The organism is Arcanobacterium sp. (ex Cirak et al. 2026) (assembly GCF_053585065.1).
Genome location: NZ_JBQJCE010000008.1, coordinates 19,681 through 40,003, shown reverse-complemented (window position 1 = coordinate 40,003; position 20,323 = coordinate 19,681). Strand labels below are relative to the sequence as shown.

The following is a 20,323-nucleotide window of genomic DNA, read 5'->3' as shown; positions in this document are numbered from 1 at the left end:
AAACGGCACAAACATTTCGTGGAAGTAGAGGAACATGTCGCGCAAAGTTGTGGTGATCGGGCTTGGCTATATCGGCCTGCCCACCGCCGTAGTCCTAGCCGAAGGTGGCTGGGAAGTGACGGGTGTTGATGTTTCAGACCGAACAATTGAATACGTTTCCGCCGGGCGTCTTCCTTTTGTTGAGGAAGGGCTTGCAGACGCACTCAAGAAGGTCGTGGAGGACGGCTCGCTGAAAGTGCAGAAGAATACTCCCAAGGGCAATATCTTCATTATTTCGGTGCCGACGCCGTTCAAGGGGGATCATGAGCTCGATTCTGGAGCCATTGATTCTGCAACCGATGCGTTGATCCCGCAGCTTGAGGGCGATGAGCTCGTGATTTTGGAGTCCACTTCCCCTCCGGGCACTACCGAACGTATGGCGCAGCGCATTATGGATGCTCGCCCGGATCTCTCTGTTGACGGTTCGAATGGCCGGCCAGTCGTCCATTTCGCCCATGCGCCGGAACGTGTCCTGCCAGGTCGAATCATGATTGAGATGCGAGCAAATGACCGCATTGTTGGCGGTATGACCGACGAAGCAACGAAGCGCGCTGCAGCAGTTTACCGTTCTTTCACTGAGGGAGAAGTTCTTGAAACAGACGCTCGAACAGCTGAGATGTCTAAACTCACCGAGAACGCTTTCCGGGATGTCAATATCGCTTTTGCAAATGAGCTCTCATTGATCGCTGATGAGCAGGGAATCGATGTATGGGAGCTGATCTCGCTGGCTAACCGACATCCACGCGTTAATATCTTGAATCCTGGGCCGGGTGTGGGTGGTCATTGCATCGCAGTCGATCCGTGGTTTATCGTGTCGACCTCTGAATCAGCGAAGTTGATCAAGCAGGCTCGCTTGGTCAATGACGGAAAGCCTGATTTCGTGATGGGCAAGCTTGAACAGGCTGTCGCTGAGCAACGCGCTGCAAAGGATACTGTGACGATTGCACTCCTCGGCCTGGCATTTAAGCCAAATATTGATGACTTGCGTGAGTCTCCTGCGATGGCCATTGCACAGCGAGTGGCGACAGAATTCCCAGATCAACGCATTCTCATCGTTGAACCATTCGTTGAGCAGGCGCCAGCAAAGATCGCAAACTTCCGCAACGTTGAATACGTTGATGCCCATACTGCGGTGCAGCAAGCTGATGTTGTGGTAGAACTAGTCGCACATGATCAATTCAAGGAGCTCAAGGGCTCTATTCCGGACTCAGTGTCAGTGATCGACACTACTGGTTTGTGGCGCTAATTGATACCACAGGTTGGTGAGGAGCTCGGGAGTCTCAGTTCTCGAGCTCCTCACTTTTCAACATCTGCTGAATTGCTTGAACTACCCGTGAAGAATTGTTCTGGTCACGGAACGTGAATGCTTCATCGCGCCGAACACGGTACTGAGAATCTAAGGATGGGAATTCGCCTTCGGCGTCGGAAATAATACCGAGAATGGCGCTTCGCAACCCGTCAAGTGAAGAGGTGACGGGGCCAAAGCCGTGGGTGCGGGTATCATCGTCGCCACGCTCATACGTCTGACCGTCGTAGAAATCTGCGTAGTCGAATTGCGCATAAATTACAGGTTTGTCGAGGTATGCCACATCGTATGCGACCGACGAATAGTCCGTGACCAGCAGCGCACATCTGCCAAAAGCCCCCGTATAATCGTGCGGAGGTGTGCTGATCTGGACGAGGTCACTCCCGTGGAACTCGCCAACAAATGTCGTGAGTGAAGGATGTAGAAGAAATTCGACGTGGTACCCTGCATCTCGCAATGCCGCTAGAAGTCCTTCGTCGTTGAGCACGGCATCCCAGAATCGGAAATACTGACTGCCGCGGAATTCCTCAGAGCTGACGTGAGCGAGGCAAGAGCGCCACGTTGGAGCGATAAGGATCGTGCGCTGTCGGTGGTCAGCCAAACGATCCATTCGTGGCATTCCAGTGAGTGCCACTTGGTCGGGGAGAAATCCTAAGTCAGAGCGGACTAATTCCAGCTCACGAAATCCGCTGGTGATGAATAATGAAATGTCTTTTAAATACCGGCCGAGGACAGAAGACATATCAAAATGAGTTACCCCATGTTGGAGGAAGACAAAACGTGACCGAACCAGTCCCCGGTAGACGCCATGGTCACCAAGGGCATCCGTGACGTAGGGGCCAGCTTGCGAGGACACAATCACTGGCGCTCCAAGGTATGCAAGCTTGCCCCGAAATGACGTTGGATCAACTGTTTTTCCGTAAGCTCCAAGGATTTTTCGCTGGTGGGGATCTGCGATAGCAAAAATTGGGGTCACACCATCGGCCGGGTGCAAATGGAGGAAACGAAAGAGCGCTTCGCCGTTGTCGCCAGCTTTATTGGGCGAATCTGAGATCACCCACGTCTGGCGGTGGAGTAGACGAGCGAGCGGCGCAAGAGCGCGATAGACCACAACCCGTGGTGGAAGCGCCCGTGTGAGGATCGACGCTCCAATCGCAGCGTTCCAGCGGAAAGCTGCACGAAGAATCGATAGCGGCCCTGAAGAGAAGGACAGAGTATGTGCATCCGTTTTCACCGCAAGATGCCTGCCGATGCTTTTATATGCGAAGCGCCGGGAGGACATCCGTGCTGCTCCACGAAGCTCAAGCCGCCCGACGTCGGAGCCGGCGAAACGCACAGTCTTCGTGTGTGGCGGAAGAACCAGGAGTGCTGAGTGACGCCCACCTGCGCCGCCAAGGCTGCGGTAGGGGCCGATTTTCTCCGTGGTCAGCGTGGCAAGATCATGACGTTCGCCATTGATGATGACGTGGTGATCGCCCGGATCGAACACCACGTGAATAATCCAGCGTGAATTGACTCGTTCACATAAATCAACGAAATAGGTGCCCATTATTTCGCCTGACGTCGAATAATCTCGTTCAATGCGTGCTGTGTAGACTCAGAGTCGCGTAGGCGCGAGGTGAAATCGGCGCCGAGATGATCAAGTGGCGAACCTTCCTCCACGATTGCCCAAATCGGTGTGCCAGAAGCTCGATAGTCGGAGACCTTTGACGGGAGAAAAGGGTTAATTCCCATTGATTCTGTTGCACACGCATCAGTGACGAGGAGAACGTCACATTCGCGACATGCACCAAGGAATTCAATGTAGGGGAGATAAGGGTGAGCATGAACACGACCGCGCAGTCCTGCGCTTTCAATTTCGGTCTCAAGCGCGTCAAAAGTCCCTGTGAAAATATGCAGATGTACCCGAGGATCGGACTTCCCAAGTGCAGCGAAAATTTCGCTAAAGCCTCGGTTGGCATACACTGAGCCAAAATATCCAATATTGATTGCTGATGGATCAAAATTGAGCGATGGCCGTGCGGTGTCGAATAAGGCTGTGCTCGGCGCGGGATGAGGACGGATCTCCGTTTTGGCTCGATAGCGCTGTGCTTCCTCCTGGGAATAATGAGCAAGCATGTATGAGAGCTGATTGGGATTCGTCACGATGATGCGATCAGCGAGCTCGAATGTTGCGCGTTCGATAAAACCAAAGAGAAGGTTTTCGCTCCCTAATTCGGGAGATCCGGCAATGATCTCCCGAGACACATCATCATCGACCCTGTTACCAGGTCGAGTATGCCCTTCGGCATTCGTCCGAAGTGGATCGGAGAATTCTGCAACCCAATTCAGCTCAGGATGTCGGCGCTTGAAGAGGGCTGCTGCCAGGTGGGACCCCGGCCATAATGCGCGCGAATACATGGACTCATAAGCACTCGTGGCTGTCCAGCTCTGTGCTGTCTGGCAGGCTTGGGCAGCGAATTGAGCGATCTCATCCCAGTTTCCAAAGGAGGTCGGTGTAGGAAGATACGATGCTCGCTTGACCCAGCGCGAGGCCAGGAGATCGAGAGAATGATCCGTCCGGCGTCGTGTTTTCATATCGTTGGCAATAACGTCAGAGTATTGACGACGTTGCGACACGACTTTTGCTGCAATAACGCCTGCTGTGTCAGCGAAAGGCGGGAAACAGTAGGAGAACACAAGTTGTGTTGCATCTGGGCGTGGAATTTCCTCCCACGGGAAACGGATGACGCCGGCGTGCGCGATTTGCTCCTCCAGCTGATCCATGTCCTGCGGATGTGAGTCAATGTAATTGCGGATAAAACTTGCCTGAGCCCCCACACGTGAGGCAATGGCATCATGGACACCTGATCCAAGCTGCAGACGCTGGACAGCTGCAATGACATCGAGCCGTTGTGCCACATTGAAATCGAAAGACTCGTTTGTCCTCGATACTGATTGCTCCGTCAGGAGACGACGATAGGCGCTGTTTGCGGAACTGACACGCGCAACTGATAAATGCGGGTATGCCAGCAACGACGCCCAAAAGACGACGTCTTCACCCGAGCGTAGATCTTCATTGAAACGCAGTGTCTGGAGGAAAGGCGTGGCGAGGAGTTTGCATACATTGAAAGACAACAACCAGGGGTAATCGACTACCTCGCCACCATCGATTTGTGAAATCTTACGGTTGAGAGCGTTCTGCGGATTCAACGCCCCCGACGGTGACACATCGACGATCGGACTAACGACGATAGTCTGTGGCCGGGCAAGTTTCAGAGCCTGCTCAAGGTATTCAGGTTCAAAAGTATCGTCGGCATCGAGAAAGACACTATAGGCACGAGTGGCGAGTCGAATGCCGAGGTTCCGTGCAGCACCTGCACCAGCGATCGAGTTGCGATACCACCGTAGATTGAATCGATCTTCCGCAGCTAGCAATTCGGCGCTTCCATCGTCAGGGCCGTTTAGAACCACGATCACTTCGAAGCGCTCGGAGGGAAGGGACTGATGTGCTAAAGAATCGAGAAGTGCAGGCAGGTATGCACGTGACTTGTATGCCGGCACGATAACAGATACCCCGTCGGCAAGCTGCGAAGAGTGTGTGAGATCAACGGGAACGGTAGGCTCGCGGTGAATACGCCCCAGGGAACGGATCAGTGAATCAGAATTTAAAACCATTTGCGTAGCTTTCTGCGCAGACCACGAACCCGCTTGAGAGCTGTGCCGATTGGCGTGTCCGTGACGAAATGCCATTCTCGTTTCCAATCGGCAAATCTGATTGCGAGTTCGTCGTAGTCGCTGTTATTCCCAGTTTTTGGGCGTTCAACGAGCGCCTCGAACGGGACATGCGCTCCGGAAGCGATTTGAGCACTGGCGAGGTCTTCGTCGGCGCGCTGGGAGCGCTGTGCGGTGAGGCGCTGGCCGAGGGTGACGACTGCGAGTGCTGTGTCAAGATCGAACGGCGCCGACGGAGCATACTCGGCTGGCCCGATCCACAGTGCGTCGCCGCTGATGCAAGCCACCCGCGGTGCCTGAACATGCGCCAATACTCCTGCAAGTGAGTCAGTCCCGACGACGAGGAGGGGGCAGTTTGCGTCGGCTGCGCAAGCTTCAACCTGGCCGAGTGTCAGGGAATCGAGGTCGGCCACCACGCCATCCACTTCTGTGATGACCTGCGCGAGGGCCTCGATACTTGGAACAAAAACAGTGCCACTGGGAAGTGCAGGAATCACACCTGTTTCTCCCATGTATGCCAGTGTTCCCTCAGGCCACATATGCTGTCCCGTCATCGTGGTGCATGAGCTCCACCTTTGGGAAGCGCGCGCGGCAATCTGCCTCGATTTCAGCCATGATCTCTGGGCTGCCTTTTGCCGAATGCCAGGCCCATCGTTCGTACATCTTAGTGATTTCCTCGGGATCGCCGTCGGCAAGGATGCCGCCGTTATGAAGCCAAATCACACGGTTGCATAGGTCACGGATGAGTGTCGGGGAGTGGGAAACAACGAAGACGGTTCCGGCTGATTCGAGAGTCTCTTGCATCCGCTTTTCGGACTTCTCCTTGAAAGCAGTGTCACCGGTAGCAAGAGCTTCATCGATGAGAAGGATTTCTGGGCGTGCTGTTGTCGAAATGGCGAAGCGCAAACGTGCCGCCATGCCTGAAGAGTACGTTTTCATTGGACGGTGGATTGCCGTGCCGATCGACGTGAAAGAGACAATGTCAGGGAGCGCAGCATCGGCTTCTTCGGGACTCATCCCCATCGCCAGGCAACCAAGGCGGGCATTTTCGTAACCAGAAAGCTCGGGGACAAGCGCAGCAGAGACTCCAAGAAGGACCGGCTGACTTGATGCATAAACTTTGCCTGAGGCTGGCGATTCTGCTCCGGCAACTATTCGTAAGAGAGTAGATTTTCCGGCGCCGTTATGGCCGACGAGGCCAATGGATTCACCGCTCTTTGCTACGAGGGTCAGATCGGTGAATGGTGCAACATCTACCATCGGTGGACGGCCGAGTAATTTTCCTTTGACTTTTTGAATAAAGGAAGCCTTTTTACGCTCCTCCGGTGATGTTGATGGAGTTTTGTACAGAACTGATACCTTATCGAGGATGACGTTGTATTCGAGCGTGCTATTACTTGACATTGGAGAACTTCTCCTCGTTGTACCAGAAAAGGATAAATCCGACGATGAAAGTCACCAGGCTCCACGCTGTGAATGAGTACCACAGCCATGCGTGAGGAAGGCGGTTATACACCAACAGCTCACGGCACAATTCGAGGAACTGCCAGCCAGGGTTGATTTGCATGACTGCCACAACTTTATGGTGCCCCTGGAATTGTTCAATTGCCCAAATCACGCCGGAGCCGTAGAACCAGAAGCGTGTAATGACTGGCCAAATGAACTTTAGATCCGGCACGAGTGTGGTCATGGCAGAGGTGAAAAATGCTAGGCCTAGTCCGAAGGGGATCGCGATCGCGAATGCGAGGGGGAAGAGCAGCCATGTCCAGTAGGGGAGTGAGTGCGGGGGGACAATCACGATGAAAAGGATCGTGGCATATAGCGTGGGCAGGAAATCGTACAGGTTGCGTAACGTAAAAGAAAACACCAAGGATGCTCTGGGAAAACTGAAGGCTCGAATGAGATTTTGCCCGTTGGTGATGATATTCGTTGCTCCACCGAACTGATTCGTCAGGAACTGGAAAAATGTCACGCCGACCACCAGGTAGCCCACAAATCCTGCACGGCTCCGAGAAAAACCGAGTAGCACGCCGAAGATAACATAGTACACGGCTGCATTGAGGAAAGGGCTGAGGATGAGCCAGGCTGTTCCGAGGGCGGTGTCTTTGATTGATCCGTACGCCTTAGCCTTTGATTCACGCTGGATAAAGTAGCGCCGTGCCCAGAGGCCTTTGATGTACTCAAGCATTGGGGGGCGTGCGCCGATGGGCTTGTACTGCCCCAAATCCACTTTTGCATTCACCCCACTAATTTACCAGATTGGCATTTTCGTGGGATATTGCGAACCTAGGTGGCTAATTCACTGCCTGATCGGCTTCGAGCAACGCTTTACGTGAGGCGAAGTTCCACACCATGACGAGCGCGGTAGCAAAGACTTTCGAGATCATGTAGTTCACGGCGAAAAGGCCGGTGAGCACCCACATGGTGAGATTGTTGAGCAGGAGACCAATGAGTGCCAAAACAACAAAAATGGTGAATTCATACGATCGCTTGAGATCATCACGTCGTTGAAAAACGTATCTCATCGAAGCAACATAGTTGAATACAAGAGAAATTGTGTATGCGATGGTCGCGCCGACGAGATAATTCATTCCAGCCAGAGAGACTAATCCCCACAGAATGAGGAAATCGAGGGCAGTTGCGAGCACGCCGACGATGCCAAACTTTGACATCTGGGTGAGTAGTCTGTTCATCGCGGTTTCTCCTGCTGTCATGCCTTTACTTGAGTGTCATCGTCATCTCGGTCGGACAACGCAGTAATTAGTTTTGGATTCCCACAGATTCTTCGATAAGGAAGCGCGGACGGTGCTTCGTTTCGAGGTATATTTTCCCGATGTACTCTCCGATTACTCCGAGGCTGAGCAATTGAATTCCTCCGAGTATAAGGACAATGCACATCAACGATGCCCATCCGACAACGGTAGCGCCCGTAAATGTGGCGACAAGTACCCAGATAATTGAGAGAAAACCAAAAAGGCTGAAGAGCAGTCCGAGTGCTGTAACTATACGGATCGGTTTAATTGATAAGCTCGTAATGCCGTTGAATGCGAGAGCAAGCATCTTGCCCAAGGGATAGTGACTTTCGCCCGCAATACGTTCAGCACGCTCGTATTCGACCGTGGTGCTCGAATACCCGACGAGAGGTACGAGACCCCGAAGGAAGAGGTTCACTTCTTTAAACTCAGCGAGCCCATCAAGCGCTCGCGCACTCATGAGACGATAGTCAGCGTGGTTATAGATGACGTCTGCGCCCATTGACTCGAGGAGCTTGTAGAAGCTTTGTGCGGTGAACCGTTTAAAAAAAGTATCTGTATCACGTGAGGATCTCACGCCATAGACAACGTCATGTCCGTTGAGGTACTCACGCACCATCTGTTCAACAGCACCGATATCATCTTGGCCGTCGGCATCGAGTGATACAGTGATGTCGCAGTGGGAGCGTGCATACATCAAGCCTGCAAGAAGCGCATGTTGGTGGCCACGATTGCGTGAAAGCGTGAGACCCGCAAAGTGTTGATTTTCCTCGGCAAGGTTCTTGATGATTGACCATGTCGTATCGCTGGAACCGTCGTTAACAAAGCACACTTGTGAACGCGGGTCGATCAGCCCCTGAGTGATCATCTGTGTGAGTTGCTGGTCAAAAAGCGGCGCAGTGATAGGAAGAACCTGTTCCTCGTTATAACAAGGGATGACCATCCAGAGCAATGGAGGTTGAGATGACATAAGATCTGCTTTCTTTGTTTGATGACGAACACTGCACCGTTATACCCCGTCGCTAACGATAGGAACCGCGTCGAGGAAGAGTCGCGCTAGAGCAACGAGTTACTTGAACGTGACTCTGGTTCGTCGTCGGGGTATCCAGCAGGGTTTGCTGATTGGAACCTCCATGTATCTTCGCACATTTCGTCAATAGACTTTTCTGCGCTCCACCCCAGCTCAGTCTTTGCACGTGAGGCATCTGCCCAGAAAGCGTCTCGATCGCCGTCTCGGCGAGGTGCATATTCCACTGGGAGGGTGAGTCCTGACGCTTTCTCGAAAGCGTGAATGAGCTCAAGCACTGAGGTTCCCTGTCCAGTACCGAAATTCCATGCACGAACTTTCGTTTCATGGGCAGCGAGATAATCGAGAGCAGCGACGTGGCCAGCTGCGAGGTCGTCAACGTGAATATAATCGCGCAAACATGTCCCGTCAGGCGTCGGATAATCTGTGCCAAAGACGAAGAGTTTCTCGCGGCGGCCGGTGGCCACTGCCGCGATAGCAGGCATGAGATTATTCGGGATACCCAAAGGATCCTCACCGATAGTTCCTGATGTATGAGCGCCAACAGGGTTGAAGTAGCGAAGGAGTCCGACCTGAATGTCTGTGACTTTCGCTGCATCTGACAAGATGCGTTCGATCGCGACCTTTGAATACCCGTAAGGGGAGAGAGAATTGACGGCCTCCATGTCCTCTTGGAAAGGAATGGGGTTATTGCCGTAAACAGTTGCTGAGGAGGAGAAAACGATCACTCGCGTTCCAGCTTTTGCCATACCGTGTAAAAGGTTAAAAGTGGCATTGAGATTGGTCTCGTAATACCACAACGGCTTCTCAACCGATTCACCTACTGCTTTCAAACCTGCAAAATGAATAACGGCATCTGGCTTCTCTTTGACGAAAATTTGTTCAGTCAATTCGCGCTCAGTTAAATCAGCACGGTACCACGTCAGTGAAGTGCCTGTGAGCTGTTCAAGCCGGTCAATCACGATCGGCTTAGAGTTCGAAAAGTTGTCAACGATGATCGGTTCGTGTCCAGCCTCGACGAGCTTCACTACAGTGTGAGAGCCTATGAAACCAGCACCGCCTGCAACGAGCACGCGCATTATTTCTCCTTACGATTGGGAATCCAATAACGATGGTAGCGCAGTGAGTGCACTTGCAATGGATCGTGTCAGTTGCACGCGTGGTCGGGTAGACTAGTAGAGAGGTTTTATAGCTGACGTTGGAGAGAATAGATGACATCGAAGACCATAGAGAATCCGTTATTTTCGATTGTGATCCCGGTATATAACACAGAGAACTATGTAGCTGAGGCAATTGAGAGTATTGTTCGACAGTCATCAAACATGTTTTCTCGCACTGAGGTTCTGCTCGTTGATGATGGGTCTACTGATCAATCTGCACGGATTTGCCAAGGCTTTGTTGATCGTTACCCTGCTAACATCAAGCTCTTGAGGAAAGAAAATTCGGGAACGAGTGCGTCGAAGAATCTTGGTATTGAGCATGCGCGAGGCGAATATGTGGGTTTCCTCGACTCGGATGATCTTTATGAGCCTAATATGCTTGCGGACGTGAGCGCAATGTTCGCGCAGCATCGTGAAGTTCAGGTCGCATCGGTTCCGATGAAGTTTTTCGGTTCACGGTCGGGTGCTCACCGATTAAACAAAAAGTTTAATCCCGGTACTCGTGTGATCGATGTCCGAGACGACTGGCAAGATGTCCAGCTATCATCGGCGTCGAGTTTCGTTCGCCGGGAGCTGCTCGAGAGAATCCAACTTCGTTTCGACACACGCATTCACCTAGCCGAGGATGCGAAGTTCATTACGGAAGTAATTATGGATAATTATCGTCTCGGTCTCGTGGCGTCCGCCGCCTATATGTATCGAAAGCGTGATGAAGGTTCATCTACAATCGATACTTTTAAGTCAAACAAAGAGTCCTACATCTCTGTGGTTAAGTATGCTTGGGATTATCTTCTGGAAAAATATCGTAATTCTCTCGGGATTATTCCGAAATATGTTCAAAATGTGGCGATGCATGACATGGAGTGGCGCCTGACGGATAAAGCACAGTATGTGCTTAATAGTGCCGAACAATCCCAGTATGAGAAACTCATGCGCTCCGTCCTTCAACGGATTGATGTAGATGTTATAATGTCGCAGCGATTCTTAGGTGACGTATACAAGATCTACGCACTTTCCATCAAGTATGGCGAAGACGTCTTTAAAAATGCTGAACGCGATGGGGTTACTTTTTTCTATCGCGGTCATAAGGTTTGGCGTTTTGTTACAGAAGGTCTTCCTTTGCGTGTCGACTACCTTAATGTCGACGACGGCAAGTTGGAACTTCGAGGGGTATTCTCCGGAATTCATTTCCCAGGGATGGAGATTGGAATTCTCCGAAACGGTGTCTTCCATGCCTTCGATCGAAAAGAAACTCCTCAGTGGCGCAAGACGGTGAATAACGGCCACATTGTCTTCGAACCGTTCGTCGTGGAGGCGCTGTTCCCTGCAGTTCCTGGGGACGTATATCACCCCGCAGTCAGATTGGGAGATAAGGTTTATCGCGTTCGTTTCTTATTCGAACATATGGCTCGTTTACCTCGTTATGGTGGTGCTCACCGTGTTTTTGGTGACATTATGCTCACCAATTTTTCCAACCGTGGACTCGCGGTCGAAAAGGTGACAACATCGAAGTTGCTCCGTCGTGAGGTGGGATTCAGCCGACGGATTCTGCGTCCTCTGAAACGCAAGGGTGCGAAGGGCATTGCTTTACTCGCCTACCGTTGGGCGGCACAAATTCTCAAGCTCCAAATGACGCGAAAAATTTGGTTAGTCTCTGATCGACCGTATGCAGCGGGCGATAATGGTGAAGCATTTTTCCGTTATCTTCGTGAGCATACGCCACCGAATGTCGATGCCTACTTTGTCATTCGTAAGGACTCGCCTGAATGGTCAAAAATGAAGAGACTCGGCAAGGTGATCGATCCTCGCTCAGCGCTTTATCCGTTGTTATTACTTCTGTCGGAGAAAGTGATCTCCTCACAGGCAGACGACGTCGTGATTAATGCTTTTGGGGGAATGAAGGCTTTCATTTCTGACATGTACCAGTTTGAGTTCACTTTCTTGCAGCACGGCCTGACAAAGGATGATCTATCTGGTTGGCTGAATAAGAATTACAAAGACATCCGAGTGTTTGTCACGTCAAGCCCATTCGAACAAGCATCAATCGCAACTGAACAGTATGGCTACACGAGCCGTGAAGTAGTACTCACTGGGATGCCACGTTTTGATCGGTTAGTTGATCGGTCACTGAAGAAGATTGTTTTTGCGCCGACGTGGCGTCAGCAGATCGCTCTGCCTGTTGATGCTGGCTCAGGCCAACGACCATATGCGCCTGGGTTTACGAATAGTCGCTATTATCGTTTTATTCAGGAACTCCTGACGCATTCACGTTTGAATGCGGCTCTGGATTCTAACGGGTATGAAGCAGAACTGTTCCTTCATCCAAACCATGAGGCAAATTCCTCAGACTTTACTGATGGTGACCGGTTCAAGGTCAGCAGTGGCCCACATGATTACGCGAAAATGTTCGCTGAAGCGAAGATTCTGATCACCGATTATTCGTCAGTGGCATTCGATTTCGCTTATTTGCGAAAACCTGTCATTTACACACAGTTTGATCATGATGAGTTCTTCTCTGGACATTCTTACAATGAAGGTTACTTCTCGTATGAAAACGATGGCTTTGGGCCTGTGACTTACGAGGTTGAAGCAACTGTCGATGCAATCATTGCCGCAATGGCAAACGACGGGGAAATTGCGCAGGAGTATCGTGAACGAGTTGATCGATTCTTTGCATTCTCAGATCGACGGAACAGTGAACGCACCTTGGAGGCAATTATCCATTCACATCCATCCTCAAATGAGTCGACGGGGGAAACGCGATGAAAAATCCATTATCTGTAGTGCGAAGAAAAGTTGCGAACGGAACACGCGAGCTTACTCTCAAAGCAGCACGGACGGGTCTTCCTCAATCTGGGTTGAATTGGCTTCGCCAGGTAGGGTTAGCCAAACGCGTCGTACCGAAACTTGAGTCAAGTTCCCTGGCGTTAACGCTCCGTCAGGCAGAAACAATGCCGCTCAGCGATGGTCATTATTATGTGCGCCTGCGCTTCCCCCGTTGGCATAAACGTTTGGGTCAGTACATTAAGTTGTATTGCAACGGTGAACAGATATATGGCAATGTCATCGAAGAACCGGAGGCAGGAACGCCTATTGAGTATCGAAACATCGTTGGTTCGAGTGCAAATCCTGCAGATTATTCGATCAATCTGCCCGACGCATTCTCTGTCGAAATTTCTCAGTACCCGTTTGTGACAAAGCAACAAGCTCGTTTCGACGCACGATTTAACGTCCAACAACATGGTCGTGTTTTTTATTCTATTCGTGGAAATTTAGCGAACCCTCAGCGGGTACTTTTCACATTCCCAGGTTTTACGCTATCGACCTCGTCAATTTCCTACACGGTGTCGTACCTGAAGGATTTGACTCCTGTTGAACTCAAAAATGCGGCGGTAGTTGTCTTTCAGGATCGTTACTACGTCCCGGGTTCATATATGCTGGTGGACTCAGAAGGGGCTCCTGTTGTCGACGATGTCGCCGATGCGATGCAGAGCATTCTAAGCTCATTTGGTCTGACAGATTCTGACGCTATGCTTTTTGGGGCGTCAAAAGGTGCAAGTATTGCTTTGTTTTACGGACAATTCTTACCCAAGGCTCGACTCGTCTTGTCCACTCCGCAGCTTAACCTGCCGTACTACTTCACGAAGCCTGCTTTCCGTGAAAATCTTTATAACCTCGAGGCATTGCGTTCCTTCACACAACCAAGTGAGCTCCTATTGCAATATCTCACTGAAGGACGGCATATCGATTTCTTCTATACAAATCGCGATGAGTTGTCGAATCAATCGATGGTCGAATTCCCAATCGATGCGCGTAATTTCGTGAGCCACCGCATTAGTGGCGTGCATACCGACGTTGCACGCCGCGGCTTGCCAACTATGTTAGGTGTGATGAGAGGTTTCCTTACGGGCGCTCAGAGTGCATATCTCAGGCCTTTGGTGATTGACTCGGTGAAAATTCGTCTCACAGATAATGGGCTCATCAGTTGCGATCTTTCATTGTTGCACCGGGTGCAAATTGATTCAGAGCACAATTGGTATCTCCAACGCCGACATGGGGATGGAATTCTGCGATACGAAATCGAGGAGGTTGAGTCAGGACGTAGATTTACGCTCAACGACATGCAACTTCTTAATCCACAAATCGACGATTTGTCGGGGGAATGGTCACTGATGTACATCACTGAAAATAATTCCAGTGATTCGGTGAACATCGAATGTTGGAGCGAGGAACTCCGTAGATCAGGTGCTCCCACTGGCGAGAATGCTATCTCGCCAGGAGACATCGATGTTCGTGTTGCCTCATCAGGAATTTATACCATCGTTGATGGTGACGTTGTCACTCCGCTTCGTTATGCGTTCATGCCCGGGGATCGACAAGCCGATCAAATCGCGGTGGTCATTTCAATGAATGATAATCTCAGTCTTGAATCAATTGGCCAGCCAGTTAGTGGGGTGCTCATTCTCCAACCAGATCAGAACATTAATGATGCACTTTCGCAATTTATTATGCGTGTAAGTTCGCGTGTATATGCGCAGCGGATTCTCTTCTTTTTTGATCAAAATTTGAAAGATTCAACGTATATTCCGTGGGCGCTGGGATTTGATTGGAAATCGATTGTCGTCGACAGTCTGTCATGACGATATGGGCACTGTACCGGTACGAAAACTTCGCCGGTGGAGTGCCCTCTTCTGTGTCCGCCATTTCTAGATTTGACTACTTGTGCGGGGAAGTGCGCATTTCAGCCAAATCTCACACCGAGTTTTCGCCTATCCATGTGAGGTCTTGGTAAAGTTTGTATGTTCACAAGGGAGGAAAACTTTGCCTATTTCGACCGACCGCGAAAAAGCGGCCATCGTCCCCGCGGCCACCGATCCTGCGCTGATCCGCAATTTCTGCATTATCGCGCATATCGATCACGGTAAGTCCACACTCGCTGATCGAATGCTTCAGCTCACCGGCGTCGTCGATGAGCGCGCGATGCGTGCGCAGTACCTTGACCGCATGGATATTGAGCGCGAACGTGGAATCACGATCAAATCGCAGGCTGTGCGTATGCCATGGAGCGTGGATGGCAATGCCTATGCGCTCAACATGATCGACACGCCTGGACACGTGGACTTCGCATACGAAGTCTCACGTTCACTCGCTGCGTGTGAAGGCGCAATCTTGCTGGTAGATGCTGCACAAGGTATCGAAGCGCAAACTCTGGCAAACCTCTACATGGCGTTGGAAAACGATCTGGCGATCATCCCCGTGTTGAACAAGATTGATCTTCCTGCTGCCGATCCTGATCGCTATGCTGAGGAACTCGGTAACCTCATCGGCGTCGATCCGAGCGAATGTATCCGCGTGTCAGGAAAGACTGGTGAAGGCGTTGATCAGCTACTCGATCGCATCGTGTCTGAGATCCCATCTCCTGTGGGAACTCCAGGTGTTGCCCCCCGCGCCATGATTTTCGATTCCGTTTACGATTCCTACCGCGGCGTGGTCACTTATGTGCGTGTGGTCGACGGCGAGTTGAAACCGCGTCAGCGTGTTCAGATGATGTCCACGAAGTCCACCCACGAACTTCTTGAAATCGGCGTTATTTCACCTGAGCCAGCGCCGACGAAGGGGCTTGGAGTCGGTGAGGTGGGATACCTCATCACCGGCGTGAAAGACGTCCGCCAATCGCGTGTGGGCGATACGCTGACTGACGCGGCAAAGCCAGCAACGGAACCCCTGGCCGGATATCGTGATCCGAAGCCCATGGTGTTCTCAGGGCTCTACCCAATTGATGGCTCTGACTATCCTGCGCTCCGTGACGCGTTGGACAAGCTCAAGCTCAATGATGCTGCCTTGACTTATGAGCCGGAAAATTCTGTGGCGCTTGGTTTCGGTTTCCGCTGTGGATTCTTGGGGTTGCTTCACCTGGAGATTATCCGTGAGCGCCTTGAGCGCGAATTCAACCTCGATCTCATCGCCACCGCGCCGTCGGTCATTTATCGTGTGGTGACTGAAGGCGGCGAGGAAGTCATCGTCCAAAACCCTTCCGAATTTCCTGCGGGTAAGGTTCGTCAGATCTTCGAACCTCTCGTCTCGGCCACGATTCTCACTCCGAAGGATTTTGTGGGCACTTCGATGGAACTGTGCCAAGAGCGCCGAGGTAACCTCCTTGGGATGGACTACCTTTCCGAGGATCGCGTCGAACTTCGCTACACGTTACCGTTGGCGGAGATCGTCACTGACTTCTTCGATCAGCTCAAGTCCCGAACAAAGGGCTACGCTTCCCTCGATTACAAGAAGGAAGGCGAACAAGAAGCAGATCTGGTCAAAGTCGATATCCTCCTTAATCACGAGCAGGTTGATGCTTTCTCCGCCATCGTCCACCGCGATCGTGCATTTGGATATGGATCCGAAATGACGAAGAAGCTCAAGACCCTCATCCCACGTCAACAGTTTGAGATTCCTGTTCAAGCGGCGGTTGGAACGCGCGTCATTGCCCGCGAAACCATCAAGGCGATGCGCAAGGATGTCCTTGCAAAGTGTTACGGCGGCGATATCTCACGTAAGCGCAAGCTGCTGGAGAAGCAAAAAGAAGGCAAGAAGCGCATGAAGTCTATTGGCCGCGTGGATGTTCCACAGGAAGCATTCGTCGCTGCGCTGTCGTCCGAGATGCCCGAACAGAAAAAATGATGATGAGTGAACAAAACCCAAATTTTGGCCGGATTATGTCCTTCTCTCGGCGCGGCTCGCGCCTCGGTGACAAGTTCGAGAAGGTCATGGCTGAGCACGCGTCGCAGTTCGTCATCCCGATTCCGCCAGGCGATGCGCTGACGACAATTGCCGCCGACGCCGTCGTCGATCTGGCGGAGGCTTTCGGCCGCGATGCGCCGTTGACCGTCGAAATCGGCCCCGGTTCAGGAGAACAGACCATTGCCAATGCGCTTGCTCATCCGGATCGCAATTATCTTGCGGTCGAAGCATGGGCACCAGGTGTTGCACGCTGTGTGAACGCAGCGCAACGCGAAGGAGCACACAACGTGCGCATCATTGAAGTGGATGCTGCACAAGCACTGCCAATTCTCTTCCGCACCGATGTCGAAGCACCGAATCGGCGCGCTGACGAAGTGTGGACCTTTTTCCCTGACCCGTGGCGTAAGAAGAAGCACTTCAAGCGCCGTATCGTGAAAGCGTCATTCGCGCGCACAATCGCTGGCGTCCTCGCAGAGGGCGGCGTGTGGAGACTCGCAACTGACTGGGATTCCTATGCATGGCAGATGCGCGACGTCGTCACGCAGGCACCAGAGTTTTCCAATCCCTACGAAGGTGAGCGTGTTGACCCTGCTGACGAAGGCCAGTTTGAGGGTGGTTTTGCTCCGCGTTTCGAGCAGCGCGTGATGACACGTTTTGAGCAGCGTGGTATCGACGCCGGTCGCACGATTCACGACCTCGCTGTGGTTCGTGTTCCTGGAGATTTCCCTCTTCCGGTTGGCCATGATGCGCCGACGGAGGCTCTCTAGTGGCACAGCTGCCTGACGGCATTCCTGCTCCACGTGACGGCCACCTTGAACAACCGGACGTGTCGAGCGGGTTTGCTGCCTATGTTCACATCCCTTTCTGTGCAGTTCGCTGTGGCTACTGTGACTTCAATACATACACCAATCTTGAGTTTGGCCGCGGAGCATCTGCTCGCGATTACCATGAAACTCTTGCCCGGGAGATCGAACTGTCCGCACAGGTTCTTTCCCAGCCAGGTCAGCTCACGAGCATTTTCTTTGGGGGAGGAACTCCCACTCTGCTTCCTGCTCACAATTTGGCGACGACGCTTCGTCAGTTACGTGACACGTTCGGGATTGTTGCTGACGCGGAAGTCACGACGGAAGCGAATCCGGAAACCCTGACGTTCGATAGCTTAACTCTCCTTCGAGACGCAGGATTCACACGTGTGTCGTTTGGAATGCAATCGGCCGTTGAGCATGTCCTCAAAGTCCTCGATCGTGTCCATACTCCAGGCCAAGTGGATAACGCTGTGACCTGGGCGCGCGAACTCGGAATGGAGCACTCAGTGGATCTGATTTATGGTGCGCCGGGCGAGTCAATGGACGATTGGCGGGCGTCTCTTGAGCAAGCAATTGCTCTTGACCCTCCCCATATCTCAGCATATGGATTGACAATCGAGCCAGGGACAAAAATGGGAGCACAGGTGCGCAGAGGAGAGATTCCTCCGCCGGATCCTGACATCATGGCAGATAAGTACCTGATGGCTGAAGAGCTTCTGTCAGCTGCGGGTTATGAGTGGTACGAAGTATCAAATTGGGCGAAACCTGGACATCATTCCCGCCATAACTTGGCCTACTGGCAAGGGACAAATTGGTGGGGGTATGGACCTGGCGCCCACAGCCACGTCAACGGCACCCGCTGGTGGAATGTCAAACATCCCGTTCACTATGCTGCTGCGCTTGCGGATGGTCGCTCTCCGGCTGCAGCACGTGAGATCCTGAACGCTGATGAACAGCGAGAAGAGCACATTATGCTCGGTATCCGACTTCGCCACGGCATCGCAGTTCCAAAAGACACGCCCGCACATGTCATCGCTGGTTTTATCGCGGATGAATTGGTCGATCCTGTGTTGGCGATGAGTGGCCGTCTTGTCTTGACGCCGAAAGGACGGCTTCTCGCTGACACAGTGATCCGGGCGCTGTGGTGAATTGTTGCCCTACGCTTGCGCTGATAACGTTGTTGCCATGAGCGTCAATGATGTTGCAGTGTATTCGGTGACTGGTGGATTTTTCCTGATCGTCCTGGCTGGCCTGATCTATTCCTTCGTCGGGAAGAAGAAAGGCTATTGGGACGAGCGCTCGCGGGTGCGTGGCGAGTTGCGCCAGCGCGGGTGGAAAAGCCTCGAAACAGTTTCTAGTATTGCTAAGTACTTCACCATTAGTGGCCGCTACAGTCAGTTGGATCGTGCTTTGACCCCCGATATTCCTGGGTTGATGGTAGTTGAAGGTAAAAGTGGCGAGGTCGAGTGGAAGACTGCCGTCACTATTTCTCCTGACGACGGCGCGCATCTGCTTGTGTGTGGCAATCTTGCACAGCTGCAAGACGGCTCAGTCGGGTCGATGCCAGAAGTACGTCTTGATCGCTTGGACGATGGGTTTGCCGTGTTTTCATCGCACGGGCAGGCTTCATGGAAAGCTGACGGAAGTACACGCGGCAGTATCCCCTCGTTTATGAGCCATGACCTGTTCGATTGGCTTTACGGCTGGGCGGACGCGGAAGCGGTTCATTTTGCAGGTGAACAAGTCACTGCTCGTCTGACTTCCCAAGCTTCTCAACGTGATCTTGTCGAACTTGTTGATGAGTCATCGCGCAAAATTGGGACGACGATTGGTCTGCTTGGTCCGGCTGCCTGGGCTTAGCGTTATTCGCCTTCGGTAACGAAGTCGATCAGTTCTTCCATTCTGCCCAGAAGCGCGGGTGAGAGATCGGTATAGGAGTGAACTGAGTCAAGGATTCGTTTCCATCCCAAGCCAATATCTTCTTTCGTTTCGTGTGGCCATCCTAGCCGTGTTAACGTACCGATTTTGATATCTTCCGTACGCGGAACATCAGGCCATTGGGGGATCCCGACGACGTGTGGTTTGACTGCCTGCCAGACATCAACATAGGGGTGGCCAAGGACTAACACTCCGGGCATCTGCATTGCTTGCTGAGCGATACGCGATTCCTTTGATCCGGGCACAAGATGATCGAGCAAAACCCCAGCGCGATGGCGATCATTTGGCTCGAATGCTTCCAGTACTTCAAGGAGATGATCAACGCCGAACAACTCTTCAACCATAATGCCCACGTAAGCGAGATCTTCGCCCCAAATTTTGGCAACAAGTTCGGCGTCGTGCTTTCCTTCAACCCAAATTCGACTGGGACGTGCGACTCGTGCCGTGTGAGCAACAGCTCGCGAACCTGAGGCAGTGATCTGTGCCCCGGCCACCATCTTGAGCTCCGACGTCGGCGCTGTGGGTGTGGGAGGGACGAGCGTGACAGCAGTACCATCAATCCAAAATCCCGGGCCAACGAAAAACGACCGGCGTTTTGCAAAACGATCTTCGAGCTCCATCTGCCATTTTCCGGCGATTTTAGAAACTTTCATCACTTCGCCAACATAACCAGAAGAAGGATCTTCTAAGAGCATTCCGACTTCGACTTCAACTTCGCGAGCTTGCGGATTGCGTGAAAAGTTCGCCAACACATCATTTGAGTAACGCACCCGCCCAAGGATAATGCACGCGTAGGGCTGAATTTGGGATATGTACGTCGGCAAGTTGCGGCGTAGAATTAG

16 protein-coding genes are annotated in these 20,323 nt (G+C 52.1%); 7 read left to right on the top strand and 9 right to left on the bottom strand.

The genetic code is table 11. The annotated features are described in order from the left end of the window. The first annotated feature begins 34 nt into the window (after positions 1–34). On the top strand, positions 35–1,285 hold the full coding sequence (gene wecC, locus ACTOVJ_RS05385) for a UDP-N-acetyl-D-mannosamine dehydrogenase (protein WP_449502994.1): 1,251 nt from the start codon (positions 35–37) through the stop codon (positions 1,283–1,285). A 34-nt stretch (positions 1,286–1,319) separates the two neighbouring features. Here wecC and ACTOVJ_RS05380 read toward each other — a convergent pair whose 3' ends face one another. From ACTOVJ_RS05380 to galE, 8 genes are all read right to left on the bottom strand, one after another. Then, positions 1,320–2,894: a CDP-glycerol glycerophosphotransferase family protein gene (locus tag ACTOVJ_RS05380; protein WP_449504171.1), complete on the bottom strand. Its 1,575-nt coding sequence runs from the start codon at positions 2,892–2,894 to the stop codon at positions 1,320–1,322. Beyond that, a complete protein-coding gene (locus tag ACTOVJ_RS05375; RefSeq protein WP_449504170.1) occupies positions 2,894–5,002 on the bottom strand; it encodes a glycosyltransferase in 2,109 nt (702 codons plus the stop codon). Before ACTOVJ_RS05375 ends, ACTOVJ_RS05380 begins: the two co-directional genes overlap by 1 nt. Next, entirely contained in the window at positions 4,993–5,613 is a 621-nt protein-coding gene (locus ACTOVJ_RS05370) for a hypothetical protein (RefSeq protein ID WP_449504169.1), read from the bottom strand. Before ACTOVJ_RS05370 ends, ACTOVJ_RS05375 begins: the two co-directional genes overlap by 10 nt. Further along, positions 5,588–6,463, bottom strand: a complete 876-nt coding sequence (locus tag ACTOVJ_RS05365; protein ID WP_449504168.1) for an ABC transporter ATP-binding protein — start codon at positions 6,461–6,463, stop codon at positions 5,588–5,590. Before ACTOVJ_RS05365 ends, ACTOVJ_RS05370 begins: the two co-directional genes overlap by 26 nt. Further along, positions 6,453–7,301 (bottom strand): ABC transporter permease, encoded by an 849-nt coding sequence (locus ACTOVJ_RS05360; RefSeq protein ID WP_449504167.1) that lies wholly within the window; start codon positions 7,299–7,301, stop codon positions 6,453–6,455. The genes ACTOVJ_RS05365 and ACTOVJ_RS05360 overlap by 11 nt, the downstream gene beginning before the upstream one ends. A 52-nt stretch (positions 7,302–7,353) precedes the next feature. Then, the gene (locus ACTOVJ_RS05355; RefSeq protein ID WP_449504166.1) at positions 7,354–7,773 is read right to left on the bottom strand and encodes a GtrA family protein; all 420 of its coding nucleotides are present in this window, start codon (positions 7,771–7,773) and stop codon (positions 7,354–7,356) included. Between the two features lie 46 nt (positions 7,774–7,819). Beyond that, positions 7,820–8,782 (bottom strand): glycosyltransferase family 2 protein, encoded by a 963-nt coding sequence (locus tag ACTOVJ_RS05350; protein WP_449503000.1) that lies wholly within the window; start codon positions 8,780–8,782, stop codon positions 7,820–7,822. An 86-nt stretch (positions 8,783–8,868) separates the two neighbouring features. After that, positions 8,869–9,918: a UDP-glucose 4-epimerase GalE gene (gene galE / locus ACTOVJ_RS05345; protein WP_449502120.1), complete on the bottom strand. Its 1,050-nt coding sequence runs from the start codon at positions 9,916–9,918 to the stop codon at positions 8,869–8,871. A gap of 132 nt (positions 9,919–10,050) precedes the next feature. Here galE and ACTOVJ_RS05340 point away from each other — a divergent pair, with 132 nt between their 5' ends. The 6 genes from ACTOVJ_RS05340 to ACTOVJ_RS05315 all read left to right on the top strand — a co-directional run bounded on the left by ACTOVJ_RS05340 (position 10,051) and on the right by ACTOVJ_RS05315 (position 19,403). Then, positions 10,051–12,765, top strand: coding sequence for a bifunctional glycosyltransferase/CDP-glycerol:glycerophosphate glycerophosphotransferase (locus ACTOVJ_RS05340; RefSeq protein WP_449504165.1), 2,715 nt, complete (start codon positions 10,051–10,053; stop codon positions 12,763–12,765). Continuing rightward, complete coding sequence (locus ACTOVJ_RS05335) at positions 12,762–14,639, top strand: hypothetical protein (protein ID WP_449503003.1); 1,878 nt, start codon at positions 12,762–12,764, stop codon at positions 14,637–14,639. The genes ACTOVJ_RS05340 and ACTOVJ_RS05335 overlap by 4 nt, the downstream gene beginning before the upstream one ends. Positions 14,640–14,820: 181 nt before the next feature. Beyond that, positions 14,821–16,677: a translation elongation factor 4 gene (gene lepA, locus ACTOVJ_RS05330; protein WP_449502123.1), complete on the top strand. Its 1,857-nt coding sequence runs from the start codon at positions 14,821–14,823 to the stop codon at positions 16,675–16,677. A gap of 2 nt (positions 16,678–16,679) precedes the next feature. Continuing rightward, complete coding sequence (gene trmB / locus ACTOVJ_RS05325; protein ID WP_449502124.1) at positions 16,680–17,504, top strand: tRNA (guanosine(46)-N7)-methyltransferase TrmB; 825 nt, start codon at positions 16,680–16,682, stop codon at positions 17,502–17,504. Then, a complete protein-coding gene (hemW, locus tag ACTOVJ_RS05320) occupies positions 17,504–18,691 on the top strand; it encodes a radical SAM family heme chaperone HemW (protein ID WP_449504164.1) in 1,188 nt (395 codons plus the stop codon). Before trmB ends, hemW begins: the two co-directional genes overlap by 1 nt. A gap of 37 nt (positions 18,692–18,728) precedes the next feature. Continuing rightward, the gene (locus tag ACTOVJ_RS05315; protein WP_449504163.1) at positions 18,729–19,403 is read left to right on the top strand and encodes a hypothetical protein; all 675 of its coding nucleotides are present in this window, start codon (positions 18,729–18,731) and stop codon (positions 19,401–19,403) included. Positions 19,404–19,405: 2 nt separating this feature from the next. On the opposite strand, the gene ACTOVJ_RS05310 is transcribed toward ACTOVJ_RS05315, so the two are convergent. Then, on the bottom strand, positions 19,406–20,251 hold the full coding sequence (locus tag ACTOVJ_RS05310) for a DUF3097 family protein (RefSeq protein WP_449504162.1): 846 nt from the start codon (positions 20,249–20,251) through the stop codon (positions 19,406–19,408). Between the last annotated feature and the right edge of the window lie 72 nt (positions 20,252–20,323).